This is a genomic window from Arthrobacter sp. 05T45, from assembly GCF_056395875.1.
In genome coordinates this window covers 473537-486691 of sequence record NZ_JBFTKI010000001.1, presented here as the reverse complement: position 1 = coordinate 486691, position 13155 = coordinate 473537, and the positions used below count along the sequence as shown (strand labels likewise).

Genomic DNA, 13155 nt, shown 5'->3' with positions numbered 1-13155 from the left:
GACGCCTTTCCAGCAGTGTTACTTGGGGTCGCGGGCTACTTCTGCGCCCATTCCCAGAAGTTCCACCAAACGCCGGTCTGGTTCGGCATGTACTTCACACCGGTGATGCGGTCGCTGTACGCGTCCACGCCAACCGACTGGAACAGCGGCAGGCCGTAGGCCGAATCCCAGATCATCTTGTCGATCTGCGCAACGAGGCCGTCCTGCTTGCTCTTGTCGGTGGTGACAATCAGTTCGTCCATCAGCTTGTCGGCTGCGGGGTCGCTGAACTGGTTGAAGTTGGAGTCGTTGCCGGACTTGAAGATCTGCGGAACGCCGGACACGCCGACACCCGAGTTGCTCCAGCCAAAGATGGTGGCATCGTAGCTGCCGTCACCGAGGGCCTTGCCCCAGTCAGACTTGCCGAGGCCGCCGTCGACGATCTTGAAGCCGGCCTTGGTGGCGGACTCGCTGATCAGGGAGAAAGCGTCAACACGGTTGGGGTTGTCCTTGTTGTACATGATGCGAACTTCGGGGGTGGCGCCGTTGAGGAGCTTCTTGGCACCCTCGATGTCCACACCCTGGTAGGCGGAGGAACCATTGTTCTTGGCCGAGTCGGCGTACGGGGCCTGGTCCGGAACGAACAGCTGGGAGTCAAGCGGTGCAGCCTTCGGGTCCAGCTTCTTGACGATCTTGTCGACGATGTCCGTACGCGGGACGGCCTTCATGAACGCCTCGCGGACGTTCTTGTCGGCAAACGGGCCCGAGTAGTTCAGGTCGATGTGGTCGTACGCGAGCTGGTTGCCGACGTCGACCGTCACGCCCTGGCTTTCGAGTGCCTTGAGCTGCTCCACGGTGTCCGCGGATGCCTGCGGGGCGATGATGTCGGCCTCGCCGTTCTTGAGAGCCTGGACCTGGGCGGGTGCCTCACCGATGTAGCGGACGGTGATTTCGTCCAGATTGGCTTCCGGTCCCCACTTGTAGTCCTTGTTCTTGACCATGGTCAGGGACTGGTCCTGGTTGACGCTCTTGACGATGAACGGACCGTTGGAGAGGTAAAGGCTCGGATCGGCCGGCAGGGTCTTGGTGTCAAAGCCGGTGTTCCACAGGTCCGCCATAGCCTTGAGCTGGGCGTTCGCCGGCTTGGGGGCCTTGGAATCGCCGCGGGGCATGCCCTTCAGCAGGTCAATGAACGCCTTGGTGTCCGCCAGGCCTGCCTTCTTGGCCAGGACGTGGGCGGGGATGTCGACGCCGGGGCCGCCGATGGCGATTTCCCAGTCCGCGAAGGGCTTGGAGTACTTCAGCGTCATGCTGCGGCCGTCGTCACCGAGTTCCGGGAAGTCGGTGAGGGCGATACCGGTGGGGTCACCGGCGTAGGAGAAGTAGGACGTTCCGGTCTTACCTTCCGCGTCGGCGTCGTTGTAGTAACCGGAGAAGGCGGCCCACTGCAGCACAAGGTCGGCTGCGGTAACAGGAGTGCCGTCGGACCACTTCACGCCGTCGTTGATGGTGTACTTCACCGTCAGCGGATCGTCAGAGACCTTTTCCATCTTGCCGAACTTCTCATTGCGGACAACATTGAGCTTGTTATCGATGTAGAAGAAGCCCGAGTGCGTGGCGTAGCTGACCTTTGAGTTGATGTCAGTGTTTCCATCGGCCGTGTTCGGGTTGAACGTATTAAATGCGTTGACCTCTACTACAGTTGCCGATCCGCCTTGCTTGCTTGCTGCCGCCGCAGTGGTCGGGGTTGTCCCGCCGCTGTTGCCCGCGCAGGCGCTGAGGGCGATGGCAGCTGCTGCCGCCACGCCCACTGCTTTGGAAATACGACCCAAGCGCATTCCGCCTCCTTGTTTCTGTGGTGTGGGTGAGACCGGCGCCGAAGGCGCCAGACAGACGTCCACACTCCCCCAGCGGCAGTGTGGCCCGTCTCACATGGCATGAAGCGTAACCCCAAAGACCGTCCGGAGCCACCAAAGTTGACTCACCGTAAAGTTCGTTATGGAGCTGCAACATTGGGCAGGTTCCACAGGGACAGCTTTCCCACAAAACGTTGACGGCGGCGTAACAAAAGGATAAAAGCGCCGCACACAGAAAAAGCCCCAATCCGAGAATCGGGGCCCCTCCAGTTAATCCTTAATTACTTGGCAGAATTACCGCGCTGAGCGGCGGCGGAGAGCCTCCGTCTCATCACGGCTGACCATCGCGACAGGTCGTTGGCGTGAACTGGGACGGCGGCGGCTCGTGTCCTCACGTTCCTCAGCTGCCATCAGCCGGCTTCGAGGACGAAGAAGATGAAGGACAGGAACGCTGTCTTCTCGCCGGTGAGGATGCGCGGCGGAAGGAGTTCGTGCGGTGTGTTTGGAGATGGCCCTGGTTCGCTCACGGTGGCGACGCGGTATCCCGCCGATGTGAAGGCGTTGATCATCGCGTGAAGTGGTCGGTGCCAGAAGGTCAGAACCGCAGGCTCGCCATCGAACTCGTAATCCTCCGAGTACTGCCGGATGGCGAAGTAGTCCTCGGCTGGTTGGGTGATCACGCTGACGGTGGGGTGGTTGACCGACAGGATCAGGCGACCGCCCGGCTTCAGCACGCGCCGCAGTTCGCCAAGCGGCGCTGACCAGTCCTCCAGGTAGTGCAGAACCAAAGACGAGACAACGTCGTCGAAGGAGCCATCCGCGAAAGGCAGCGGCTTGCTGAGGTCGGCCAAGTATAGATCCGCGGTTCCGCCAAGTCGCTGTCTTGCCAGTTCGAGCATCGCAGGACTGGAATCGAATCCGGTCATGATCGCGCCCTTCGCGCTCAGTGCCGCGGACAGGGGCCCGGAGCCGCACCCTGCATCCAGGACCCGGTGGCCGTCGACGTCGCCGGCGAGGCCAATCATCGCCGGCCGCTCGTAGTAGGCGTTGAGGAGGCTGGACTCGTTTTCCGCCGAGTAGCTCTCGGCAAAACTGTCATAATGGTCGGCTTTCACGGATCCTCGCTCTCGGGTAAACGCTCATGGTCAGTAGGGTCGGCCCGATCCTAACAACGTGGCCGTAAAGCCCGTAAGCATCGCCCGTTGATAACAGATTCGGTTTCGTGTGTTGGATCAACGCGGTTGGTCTGTTCTGGTGGTCGAAATGATTACCGTGAGCCAGAACGCCTGCGTCGATAGTTTATTGTCGGCAGGTGCAGCAAGACTGAGAACGTGAATATTGTCCTGATACCGCCTCTGCTCTGCTCTCCGCTCGCTTACGCCCCGGTGATCGACACCGTCTGGACGCGCGGGCAAGTCACTTTGGCCGACACCCGGCACGACGACACCATTGCGGCCATGGCCGAACGGATCCTCCGCGAGAACGTCGGCGACATTGCTGTTCTCGGAACAAGCATGGGAGGGTACGTCGCCCTCGAAGTCATCCGCCAGGCGCCCGATCGCGTCACCGCTCTCGCACTCGTAAGCACGTCCGCCCGAGCCGACTCCGCGGAGCATCTCCAAGCGCGGGCGCGCCAGTCCGCGCTCGTTGAAGGCGGGCATTTCGACGCTCTTGTCGACGCCGCCTTCCCTGGCGTCGTCGCGGCAGACAACGAATCCGACGATGCACTCCTAGCCACTTGGCGCTCCATGACCAGCCCAGTCGGTGCAGAAGCCTTTCTCCGACAGCAGCAGGCAGTCGTGCAGCGCGCCGATCTTCGCTCGATTCTGCCGTCCATCGCCTGCCCGACAGCGATCATCCACGGAGCCCAGGACCGCCTCATCCCTCTGAACGCTGCGGAAGAAATGGCAGAAGCGCTGCCCACGGCCCGGTTCACCGTCGTCGAGGGTGCCGGCCACTTCCTGTTCCATGAGCAGCCCGCCGCCGCACGGGACGCCGTAAGCTCCTGGCTTGAGTCCGCCACATAGCCAACTGTCCGTGAAGCCCTTACCCGCTCGCAAAAGCGATAGCCGCCAAGAACACGTGTTCTTAGCGGCTATCGCTTTTGGCCTCAGGGAGATCAGAAACCAGACGTTGAAGCGGAACTCCACTACGTTCGGCAGTCGAACAACGTCACGGGTTGGCCGTTCGTGCTTCTCAGGAGGTCGAGGATGGCGGCTTCCTTGGACGGGGCCTGGATGGGTCGGGCCACCACCAGCGATGTCGCGATCGGCGCTCAGCCCTGCGTTGGGCCGCGTCCAGATAGTACTCGCGCGCCGCATCAAAGACCTCGTGAGGAAGACTCAGCGTTGCACGGCTCAACTGGCGTCCTACCAGCAGATCGCTGATTGCCCCCGGGATCTCCCGCATCCCCCGAGCACCTTTCACGGACCGCCTGAGCTGCACGCCCTGCTCCGTGAGCCGCATCCCCCAGGATGAGTCGACCTCAGCAAGGCTGGAACCGACCAGGACCGCTATTGCCGTCTCTACCCGTTCCCGGGAAGGGACGTCGGCCTGCAGCATGTCCCACCCCGGCAGCAGCGCACGGAGCGACGAGGAGCGCCTCCCATCATGCAGCAGGGTCACGAGCGTTGCAGCGTCATCCATGTCTATGCGGTCCACGCCGTTCAGGCTAGCGCACTCCGAGCCGCCACCGCCTCGGGAACAATCACCGTCTCGGAAGAACGTTAAGTTCCCCAACACTTCGGCCGAGGATTCCCGGGAGGTACCGGAGCTGACTCAGACGTTAAAGCGGAACTCAACCACGTCGCCGTCGGCCAAACAACCCGTTGTAGAACAGGGGGTACGCTGACGAACATACTGGTCGACCATCACGAGATCCGGATTTCGACGGCTACTGCGACCCCATGGTCCGCCGGCTGCTTGAGGACTAATGTTCCCTAGCGTCGCAGCGAGCGGCCAATCTGGCTGATAGCGGCATCATAGGCCACATCCCAGATCCAGCCAGCAGCCGGTGCACCGGCCAGCTCCAGTGACACCAGCCCGTGGACTTGGCCCCACACGACGGCGACCATCGAGGCGATCTCGTCATCCGCTGCTCCGGGCAGCGCTGCGGCAACCGCGGCGAACAGCGGCGCGATCGACGGCTCAGTGGCACCCGGCGTCGGCCGACACGGCACCTGGCCGGCCAGTGAGCCGCCGAACATCAGGCCGTAGAGGATCGGATGCTCCAGTGCCCAAGTTCGGTAAGCCCGGCCCAATGCTTCGAGGCCGGCAGCGGCGACCTCTTGTTGGGAGGCAGCAAAGGAAGCGAAGCCATCGTCGAGCACGGCAGTCAACAGCTCCGCCTTGCCCCCGAAGAGCGAATACACCGCCGTCGTCGACGTCCCAGCGGTAGCGGCAATACTGCGCAGCGATAAGGAGGCGGCGCCGTCGCGGGCGATGAGGGAGGCTGCGGTGTCGAGCAGCCTGCGACGCAGGGTCTCATCGTGGACTATGGGTCTTGCCATAGGACAAGTATGGCATAACACTGTTCTGTAACAGCGTTATGAATAGGAGAAGCCCATGTCGGAGCAAGTGCACGCAGGACGTTTCACTGCCGATCCCGGAGGCGGCCCGGTGACAATCTTCCTGATTGGGATGCGCGCCAACCGGTGGTGGAAATTCGGGAAAGTGGCAAGGGTGGGGGCGGCCATGCCCAGGATGCTTGCCCACCTGGCCAAGACGCCGGAGGCTGGATTGTTGGGCTACCAGCAATGGTTCGGGCGGACGACCATCATGGTCAGCTACTGGAGGAGCCCGGAGCATCTGCAGCGGTTCGCGGCCGACCGGTCGGCGCCGCACCTTGAGCCCTGGCGCCGATTCATGCGCGAATCCGCCGGTACTGGCGACATCGGCGTATGGCACGAAACCTACGAGACGATGCCCGGTGGCAGGGAAAGCGTGTATAGCGATATGCCGGTCTTCGGGCTGGCAGCCGCTACCGGTCACGTACCAGTGGGAGCGGGACTGAACACCGCACGCCAGCGCTTGGAGGCAGACGAGGTAAGTTGGCGTCTGTCCGAATGAGCCGTCTAGATTGCAGTTTCTCACTGTGCAAGGTCCCCGGCCAATAGTGAAGGCAGAGCCTGTTGATTGGAGTCATCGCCGCGATTCTCCGCCACGGACGGCGACCCGGCACGCTTCCGGTGAACCCGGCGCAGCAAGCCTCACCACCGTGCGAACGGGCCGCAGCACTCCCGAAACAAATCCAAAGTTCCTACGAGGAGAAGAAACTAAATGCCGACTTTCAACGGCCCCGAAACAGGACCCGCTGTCGCCCATTTCGAAACACCGCGCCTTCATGCCCGCCCATTCCATCCGGCAGATGCAGAAGCCTTTGCCGCCTATCGCGCCCAGCCCCAGGTCGAGCGGTACCAAAGCTGGAGCAATTACACCCTTGAACAAGGTCGCACCCTCATCAACTCGATGCAAAACATCCAGCCCGGCATACCGGGAGAGTGGTACCAGTTCGCCCTCGAAAGACGTGCCGACGGCATTCTCATCGGCGATGTTGCATTAAAGGTGAACGACACTGAAAAGAGCGAGGCGGAATTGGGATTTACGCTAGCGCCCGAGCACCAGGGGCACGGGTATGGCCGTGAGGCGGTTCTGGGGCTCCTCGGCTACGCCTTCGAGCAGTTGCATCTCCACCGCATACTAGCTGTCACCGACGCGCTCAACGATTCTGCGGCCCGGCTTCTTGAGAGGGTGGGAATGCGGAGGGAAGCCCACTTCCACGAAAACGTCCTTTTCAAAGGTACGTGGGGAAGCGAGTTCGTCTTCGGAATACTGGACCGGGAGTGGACTGCAGGTCCACGGAGCGTACCGGATCTGCCTCCGACGGAATCGGGCCATAAGGAAACGACCGGGATGGCCCCCTCCCCGGTCGGCATCAAGGGGTTAGCTGTGAAATGACTCGTGAGCGCTGGTAAGGGAAAGACCCGCATCGCCTCGCGTTGGAGTCGCAGGTCATTGGGTATCCGGGGAAAAACCCCGAAATTTCCTATGCACCCGGACTCCGTCCGAAGGTCCTCGACGCTACGACTATCAATTCTGTTACAAGAAATGCCGCCCTCGTACGTTTCACGGAGGGCGGCATTTCTACTGATTCAGGCGAAGAATCTACACATTAAATCTAAATTCCACGACGTCGCCGTCGGCCATGATGTATTCCTTGCCTTCGATCCGGACCTTGCCGCGGGCCTTCGCCTCGGCCATGGAACCGGCCTCGATCAGGTCATCGAAGGAGACGACCTCGGCCTTGATGAAGCCGCGCTGGAAATCGGAGTGGATCACGCCGGCCGCCTGCGGGGCGGTGTCGCCCTGGCGGATGGTCCACGCGCGGGTTTCCTTGGGGCCGGCCGTCAGGTAGGTCTGCAGTCCGAGGGTGTGGAAGCCAACCCGGGCGAGCTGGTCGAGCCCGGATTCATCCTGGCCGTTCATTTCCAGCATCTCGCGGGCTTCTGCCTCGTCGAGCTCCACCAGGTCGGACTCGAGCTTGGCGTCCAGGAAGATGGCGTCGGCGGGGGCCACGAGGGCCCGCAGTTCGGCCTGCTTCTCCGGGCTGCCGAGGATTCCCTCGTCGGAGTTGAAGACATAGATGAAGGGTTTGGCCGTGAGCAGGCCGAGTTCCTTGAGGTGCTCCATCTCCAGCTTGTCGCTCTTGATGGACGAGAAGATGGTGTCGCCGCGTTCCAGCACTGCCTGCGCCGCCAGGATGGCCGCCAGTTCGGCGGCCTCCCGCTTCTTGATCTTGACTTCTTTTTCGATCCGCGGGATGGCCTTTTCGATGGTCTGCAGATCGGCCAGGATCAGCTCGGTGTTGATCGTCTCCATGTCGGAGCTGGGATCGACCTTGCCGTCGACGTGGATGACGTCCGGGTCATCGAACACGCGGACAACCTGCGCGATGGCCTCGGCCTCACGGATGTTGGCGAGGAACTGGTTGCCGAGGCCCTCGCCCTCGGAGGCGCCCTTGACGATGCCGGCGATATCCACGAAGGACACGGCGGCGGGCAGCAGGCGCGCGGAGCCGAAGATGCCGGCCAGCTTTTCAAGCCGGGCATCCGGCAGGTTCACGACGCCGATGTTGGGCTCGATCGTGGCGAACGGATAGTTCGCCGCGAGGACCTGGTTGCGGGTCAGTGCGTTGAAAAGGGTTGATTTGCCGACGTTGGGCAGTCCGACGATGCCAATAGTAAGAGCCACGAGCATATATTCTACCCGCACCAGCCGCCGGCCGTTGCTGCGGCCTGCGGCTGCGCCTGTGGCGCGGCAGGGTGCCGGCGCGGGCGCGGGGCGGTGTGGGGTGTTCCCGGGGCGTTGTCGGGTGGTGCGGCGGGTACATCCCGGAGTGTTCCAGGGTGTTCCAGGGTGTTCCGGGCGTCGAAGCCAAAACTGTCACAGGGGCATGTCACAGTGAAGACATGGAAGCTTTTTCTCTGATTCTCGCCCTGCTCATGCTGCTCACGGGCGCCGTCACCGGCGCCGCCGTCGTCTATGTCCTGCTGCGCCGGCGCTATCTGGCCGTGGAACAGGACTTCGACGGCGTGTCAGCCCGGCTGTCCGAGGTCAGCGCCCAGTTCGCCGCCGCCGACGCCGAGAGGCGCCTGCTCGCGGCCCAGAACCGGGAACTCGGCGAGTCCCGGAACCACGACGGCAGTGTGCTCCGTGCGCTGGCGCCGGTGGCAGAAAAGCTCACTGCCGTGCAGCAGCAGGTATCCCTGCTCGAACGCGACCGGCTGGAGCAGTACGGCCAGCTGGCCCAGCAGCTGCAGGAGGCCCGCCTGTCCGATGAGCAGCTGCTGCGGTCCACGCATGCGCTGGAGTCCGCCCTGCGCTCCAACAGCGCCCGCGGCCAGTGGGGCGAGGTCCAGCTGCGCCGGGTGGTCGAGGCGGCAGGCATGCTGCGGCACGTGGACTTCCACGAACAGCTCCACAGCGGGCAGGCCCACAGCTCCGGCACGGACGGCAGCCTCCGGCCCGACCTCGTGGTGCAGCTGCCCGGCGACAAGCAGCTTGTGGTCGACGCAAAGGTCCCGCTGGCGTCGTATCTTGCCGCCCAGGACCTCGGCGCCGCCCAGGCGGGCCAGCAGTCCTCGCAGCTGCCCGGCAGCCAGCAGGCGCACCTCGCCGCCCATGCCAAGGCCCTGAAGGCCCATGTGGACGCGCTGGGCAGCAAGAAGTACTGGGACATCCCAGGCAACTCTCCGGAGCTGGTGGTCTGCTTCCTGCCGGCGGAATCAATCCTGGCCGCCGCCCTCACGGCCGACCCGGCCCTGCTGGACTACGCACTGGCCAAGAACGTGGTCCTGGCCTCCCCCGGGACCCTGCTGGCGGTGCTGAAGTCGGTGGCGTTCACGTGGCGGCAGGACGTGTTGACGGACAGCGCCCGGGAACTCTTCGAGCTCGCCCGGCAGCTCTACGACCGGATGGGCACGCTCGGCGAGAACGTCACCAAGCTGGGGTCCTCGCTGAAGACCTCGGTTGAGCGGTACAACTCCATGGTCGGGACCCTTGAGGCGCGCGTCCTGCCGACCGCGAGGAAACTCAACGCCCTGGAAGCCGCCGGACTGGCCACTCCTCCCGCCGTCGAAGTTACACCGCGGGCAGTCGCGGCCCCGGAACTTCAGTCCCGTGACGAGTCAGAAGAGTCCGCGGCCTAGGTGCCCTGCGCTTGGTCTCAGTACCCCAGGACTGTCCAATGCCCAGGAGTGTCCAGTACCCAGGACTGTCCAGCGCCTAGGAGTGTCCGGTGCCTAGGACTGTTCGGGGCGGGTGCCGCGGCCGCCGAGGGCGCGGGTGACGTCGCCGGCCTGCTTCAGGGTGGCCCGGAGCTCCTTCGGCAGGGAGAACAGGAGGTCTTCCTCGGCCGTGACGACTTCCTCGACCGATCCGTAGCCGTAGTCGGCGAGAAGCCGCAGCACATCCTTGACGAGGACTTCCGGGACAGAGGCCCCCGACGTCACGCCCACCGTGGCGACGCCCTCGAACCACGTCTCATCAACCTCGTTGGCGAAGTCGACCCGGTAGGAGGCCTTGGCGCCGTATTCCAGCGCCACCTCCACGAGGCGGACCGAGTTTGAGGAGTTGGCGGAGCCCACCACGATCACCAGATCCGCCTGGGGCGAGATCTTCTTGATGGCCACCTGGCGGTTGGTGGTGGCGTAGCAGATGTCGTCGCTGGGCGGGTCCTGCAGGGTGGGGAACCGCTCCTTGAGCAGGCGCACGGTCTCCATGGTCTCGTCCACGCTGAGGGTGGTCTGCGAGAGCCAGATGACCTTTTCCGGGTCGCGGACCGTGACCTTGTCGACCTCGTGCGGGCCGTTGATGATCTGGATGTGTTCGGGGGCCTCGCCGGCGGTGCCTTCGACTTCCTCATGGCCGTCGTGGCCGATCAGCAGGATGTCGAAGTCATCCTTGGCGAACCGGACGGCTTCGCGGTGCACCTTGGTGACCAGCGGGCAGGTCGCGTCAATGGTGCGCAGGCCGCGGTCCTCGGCGGACTGGACGACGGCGGGCGAGACTCCATGCGCGGAAAAGATCACGAGGGCGCCTTCCGGAACCTCGTCGGTTTCATCGACGAAGATGGCGCCCTTTTCCTCCAGGGAGCTGACCACATGGACGTTGTGCACGATCTGCTTGCGGACATATACCGGCGGGCCGTAGTGTTCCAAGGCTTTTTCCACCGCGATGACTGCACGGTCCACGCCGGCACAGTAGCCGCGCGGGGCTGCCAGGAGGACCTTTTTGGGACCGGCGACCGGGGCCGCGGCCAGGACGTCTTCCGGGGAACGCCGCCTGCGCGGAACGGATGGCATCGGAACGGAGACAGCGGTGGTGGTCATGCTCCCATGCTACCGGTGTTCAATCCTGCCCCGTTTGCGGCCGCCGGCGACCCGGACAGCCACTCCCGTGGCTACCAGTGCTGCTCCCGCGACGGCACCAACGACGATCCACTGGCCGAAGCTGGCAGAGCACGCCGCGACGAACTCGTTCTTGAACAGCTCCGCCACATCGTTACCGCTCGAGGTCCCGGCGACAGCGGCGCCGGCGGCATCGCTGGCAAGCTTCCATACCCCCGCGAGCACCAGCGTCCCAACGCCCATTCCGACCAGCACGGTCCACCGGCGTCGGGCCGCAACGAACGCCAGAATGAAGGCGATGGCCGCGCCGACGGCAACGGCGTAGCCCATCGGGGCGTAGACGGTGACGCGTTCGATCATCTGGCGCTGGTCGGACTGCCCGATATGGATCAGCACCTGGCCGGGCGCCTCCAGCGGAAGGGTGGTCGCCGCAGTGACCTGCTTGGCCACCAGCCCGGCAAGCGGCGCGACATCCAGGGTGAGCGAGGACGACCCGTCAACCTCCGGCGGCAGCGTGCTGGGGTCGGCGAACGTGAGGCGGTGGCTCTTGCGCAGGGTTTCAGCCCAGGCCTCGGGGTAGCCGGGCAGTCCCGTCAGCGAGCGCGCCGCGCTGTCCAGGACCGGCCGGGCCAGCTCCGTGAAGGCTTCGGGAATGCCGGCGCTGGCGGCCAGGCCGTCAACGGCGGCCGCGGCCAGCCGCTGCTGGAACGCCGGGTCCTTGCCCAGCGGCGCGGTCAGGGCAACGAAGCCCTCTTCCTGGACGATGTTCTGGTCCACCCACATGGCTGGAACGGCGACGGCTGCCATCAGGAGCCCGATGAGGACGGCGACGGCAGAGACAAAAGTGCGCAAGGGATTCCTAGGAGGTTGATGGCATCCCTCCCATCCTAGGGCGGGGCCGGGCGCGGCCATAAAGTCGGACCCCGGTGGTAGAGCTATGGATAGAGTTGACAGAGACAACTTCCGGCTGCCGGCTGGCCCACCCGCCGGGGAGCGGGCCGCCGGCAGTCGCGGTGTAAGGACATGCAGTAAACGGCACGCAGCAAAGGACACGCACACATATGCACAAGGCACTCCACCAGGCACTCCCGGCCATGGAGCCCACGCATGCCTGAGGACGCGGCGGCGGCCACCACGCTACCGGCCACCGCGGCCCAAACCAGTCCGGACAACCCCTGGCCGCTGCAGTTGCTGTCCCAGAAGCTCAAGATGCATATCGACCGCGCGCCCTCGGCATGGGTTGAGGGGCAGGTAATCGAACTCAACCGGCGTGGCAGCAACGCCTACCTGACCCTGCGGGACATCGACGCCGAAATCTCGCTGCCGGCATCGGTCTGGACCACAGTGCTGGACCGCCAGGCCGCCCCGCTGGAACGCGGTTCCCGGGTTGTAGCCCTGATCAAGGCCGAATTTTGGCTCAAGACGGGCCGGCTGAACATGTCTGTGAAGGACATCCGGCCCGTGGGCCTCGGCGACCTCCTGGCCAGGATCGAGCGGCTGCGCCAGGCCCTCGCCGCCGAAGGACTCTTTGCCGATTCCCGCAAAAAGCGGCTTCCACTGCTCCCGCACCGGATCGGCCTGATCACCGGCCGCGACTCTGACGCCAAGAAGGATGTGCTGCGCAATGCCGCCCTGCGCTGGCCGGCCGTCGAATTCGAGATCCGCGAAGTAGCGGTCCAGGGGAACACCGCCGTAGCCCAGATGATCGCGGCCTTGCGGGAACTCGACGCGCACCCCGTGGTCGACGTCATCGTCATCGCCCGCGGCGGGGGCGCCCTCGAGGACCTGTTGCCGTTCAGCAGCGAGGAGCTCATCCGGGCCGTCGCGGACGCGTCCACCCCCGTGGTGAGCGCGATCGGGCACGAAGCGGACCGGCCCATCCTCGATGACGTCGCAGACCTCAGGGCATCAACGCCCACCGACGCCGCGAAGAGGATAGTTCCCGACGTCGCCGAGGAGCTTGTCAGGGTCCGGCAGGCACGGGACCAGCTCCGTCGCGGGGTCACCCGGCTCGTTGAACGCGAGGGCGACCGGCTGGCCTCCCTGCGTTCGCGCCCCGTGCTGCTCTCCCCCGACGTCATGATCAGCCAGCGCCACGAGGACGTCGAACGGCTCAAGGTCCGCTCGCACTCGGCGATCAGCGCCGCCGTCGTGCGGGCAGCGGACCAACTGGTCCACCTCAAGGCGCAGGTGCGCGCACTCTCGCCGCAAAAGACACTGGATCGCGGCTACGCGGTGGTCCAGCTCGCCGGCGACGGAAACGCCCCCGCGGCGCACCGGGACGTTGTGCGCCATCCGTCCCAGGTGCCCGCCGGCACGGACCTCACGGTTCGGGTGGCCGGCGGCCGGTTCACGGCCCAATCCACCGGCGGCCAGGAACCGGCCGAGGAATAACCCCGGCGGACGGACGTGCC

The 13155-nt window shown here is 64.6% G+C and carries 11 protein-coding genes; 5 read left to right on the top strand and 6 right to left on the bottom strand.

The genetic code is table 11. The annotated features are described in order from the left end of the window. Positions 1 to 35: 35 nt before the first annotated feature. Both AC1DGD_RS02330 and AC1DGD_RS02325 read right to left on the bottom strand, forming a co-directional pair. On the bottom strand, positions 36 to 1817 hold the full coding sequence (locus AC1DGD_RS02330) for an ABC transporter family substrate-binding protein (RefSeq protein WP_223913883.1): 1782 nt from the start codon (positions 1815 to 1817) through the stop codon (positions 36 to 38). A gap of 428 nt (positions 1818 to 2245) precedes the next feature. Next, positions 2246 to 2950, bottom strand: a complete 705-nt coding sequence (locus tag AC1DGD_RS02325) for a class I SAM-dependent methyltransferase (RefSeq protein ID WP_476855757.1) — start codon at positions 2948 to 2950, stop codon at positions 2246 to 2248. 216 nt (positions 2951 to 3166) lie between these two features. Here AC1DGD_RS02325 and AC1DGD_RS02320 point away from each other — a divergent pair, with 216 nt between their 5' ends. Continuing rightward, positions 3167 to 3862 carry an alpha/beta fold hydrolase gene (locus AC1DGD_RS02320; RefSeq protein WP_476855756.1) on the top strand — a complete coding sequence of 232 codons (696 nt, stop codon included), beginning with the start codon at positions 3167 to 3169 and terminating at the stop codon, positions 3860 to 3862. 912 nt (positions 3863 to 4774) lie between these two features. Here AC1DGD_RS02320 and AC1DGD_RS02315 read toward each other — a convergent pair. Next, the gene (locus AC1DGD_RS02315) at positions 4775 to 5344 is read right to left on the bottom strand and encodes a TetR/AcrR family transcriptional regulator (RefSeq protein WP_476850334.1); all 570 of its coding nucleotides are present in this window, start codon (positions 5342 to 5344) and stop codon (positions 4775 to 4777) included. Between the two features lie 55 nt (positions 5345 to 5399). Between AC1DGD_RS02315 and AC1DGD_RS02310 the strand changes: the two genes are divergently transcribed. After that, a complete protein-coding gene (locus AC1DGD_RS02310; protein WP_230009803.1) occupies positions 5400 to 5903 on the top strand; it encodes a DUF4188 domain-containing protein in 504 nt (167 codons plus the stop codon). A 210-nt stretch (positions 5904 to 6113) separates the two neighbouring features. Further along, on the top strand, positions 6114 to 6791 hold the full coding sequence (locus tag AC1DGD_RS02305) for a GNAT family N-acetyltransferase (RefSeq protein ID WP_476855755.1): 678 nt from the start codon (positions 6114 to 6116) through the stop codon (positions 6789 to 6791). Between the two features lie 207 nt (positions 6792 to 6998). Here AC1DGD_RS02305 and ychF read toward each other — a convergent pair whose 3' ends face one another. Beyond that, complete coding sequence (gene ychF, locus AC1DGD_RS02300) at positions 6999 to 8084, bottom strand: redox-regulated ATPase YchF (RefSeq protein ID WP_028275710.1); 1086 nt, start codon at positions 8082 to 8084, stop codon at positions 6999 to 7001. Positions 8085 to 8302: 218 nt separating this feature from the next. Between ychF and AC1DGD_RS02295 the strand changes: the two genes are divergently transcribed. Next, positions 8303 to 9541, top strand: coding sequence for a DNA recombination protein RmuC (locus tag AC1DGD_RS02295; RefSeq protein WP_230008652.1), 1239 nt, complete (start codon positions 8303 to 8305; stop codon positions 9539 to 9541). Positions 9542 to 9634: 93 nt separating this feature from the next. Here the strand turns inward: AC1DGD_RS02295 and AC1DGD_RS02290 are convergent, their stop codons facing one another. Both AC1DGD_RS02290 and AC1DGD_RS02285 read right to left on the bottom strand, forming a co-directional pair. Next, complete coding sequence (locus AC1DGD_RS02290) at positions 9635 to 10723, bottom strand: 4-hydroxy-3-methylbut-2-enyl diphosphate reductase (protein ID WP_018773787.1); 1089 nt, start codon at positions 10721 to 10723, stop codon at positions 9635 to 9637. A 9-nt stretch (positions 10724 to 10732) separates the two neighbouring features. Next, the gene (locus tag AC1DGD_RS02285) at positions 10733 to 11593 is read right to left on the bottom strand and encodes a hypothetical protein (RefSeq protein WP_476850330.1); all 861 of its coding nucleotides are present in this window, start codon (positions 11591 to 11593) and stop codon (positions 10733 to 10735) included. A 255-nt stretch (positions 11594 to 11848) separates the two neighbouring features. Between AC1DGD_RS02285 and xseA the strand changes: the two genes are divergently transcribed. Further along, positions 11849 to 13135, top strand: coding sequence for an exodeoxyribonuclease VII large subunit (gene xseA, locus AC1DGD_RS02280; RefSeq protein ID WP_230009060.1), 1287 nt, complete (start codon positions 11849 to 11851; stop codon positions 13133 to 13135). Positions 13136 to 13155: the final 20 nt, after the last annotated feature.